The organism is Aerococcus sp. L_32 (genome assembly GCF_050689315.1).
In genome coordinates this window covers 1-1,257 of sequence record NZ_JBOEQF010000516.1, presented here as the reverse complement: position 1 = coordinate 1,257, position 1,257 = coordinate 1, and the positions used below count along the sequence as shown (strand labels likewise).

The following is a 1,257-nucleotide window of genomic DNA, read 5'->3' as shown; positions in this document are numbered from 1 at the left end:
CTAGGCCAAAACAAAAAAGTAGTCGTTGTTATTCCAGATGATGGTAGACGATTTGTTGCTGAAGGTGCTTTCGACTTCAATACAATCAATTAACAGAAGTAATTGAGTGAATAAACATTATTAAAAGTGAAAGAAGGCTTTTATGAAGGAAGCAAAAGAACATCTTGAGGGTCAACATGAGACGGTTGAACCGGAACAAATTCAACATTTGAGTAAAATGTTTAAGGCTTTGGGGGATCCAACAAGATTACGCATACTATATTTATTGGGTGAAGGCGAAATGATGGCTACTAAGATTTCTGAAGAATTAGGTTTGGAACAATCAGCAGTGTCCCATCAATTAAAGAAATTGTTTGAATTGCGGCTAGTAAAGAAACGTAAGGAAAGAAATACGGTCATTTACAGCCAGGCAGACAGCCATGTCCTGCAAATTTTAACGGATGCCTTTACGCATATTAAAGAAGAGGATGACCAATAATTGAAAGCATAAGCGGTTCCTACCATAATAAGGTTTTCTTTAACCTGAAAATTTGTTACAATGCTTGTGTTTTCGTATTCTCATAGAGAGACGACAGTTTATCCGAAAAAACTGTTCTGATAGAAATTGTCGACAAGGGTCGCTTGCTTTTTTGGCAGAAAGTTGGCAATATAGATAAGTATCGAATTGACTAGAGGATAACGATAGATAAAGTAAGGAGTGTATATAGTGACTGAAGAAAATAATCAACATCAAGCTACTGATGCGACTGAAGGGTTGAACGACCAACTACTTGTCCGTCGTGAAAAAATGGCTGAGTTAGAAGAAAGCGGCTATAACCCATTTGCTTCAGGGTTTGAACGTAACGCAGTAGCAGCTGATTTACACAAAAAATATGAGGCTTATGACAAAGAGCAATTAGCTGAAATGGATGATGTCGTAGCCATTGCCGGTCGTTTAGTAACGAAACGTGGTAAGGGTAAAGCTGGTTTTGGGAACATCCAAGACATGTCAGGTAACATTCAAATCTACGTGCGTCGTGACCACATCGATGAAGAGGATTACGACCACTTATGGAAGAAAGCTGACTTAGGGGATATCGTTGGTGTTGAAGGTACTTTAATGCGTACAAATACTGGTGAATTATCTGTTAAAGCGACGAAATTCGTCCACCTAACAAAAGCTTTACGTCCATTACCGGATAAATACCATGGTTTAACAGACGTAGAACAAATCTACCGTCACCGTTACCTAGATCTAATTGCCAACCGTGAATCATT

General features: G+C 38.6%; 2 protein-coding genes. Both read left to right on the top strand.

Going from position 1 to position 1,257, the window contains the following annotated elements; translation table 11 throughout:
- Positions 1-142: 142 nt before the first annotated feature.
- Positions 143-478 carry an ArsR/SmtB family transcription factor gene (locus tag ACRCJ0_RS14380; RefSeq protein WP_420086138.1) on the top strand — a complete coding sequence of 112 codons (336 nt, stop codon included), beginning with the start codon at positions 143-145 and terminating at the stop codon, positions 476-478.
- 309 nt (positions 479-787) lie between these two features.
- A partial coding sequence (locus ACRCJ0_RS14375; RefSeq protein WP_431390896.1) for an OB-fold nucleic acid binding domain-containing protein occupies positions 788-1,257 on the top strand: 470 nt, incomplete at its 3' end.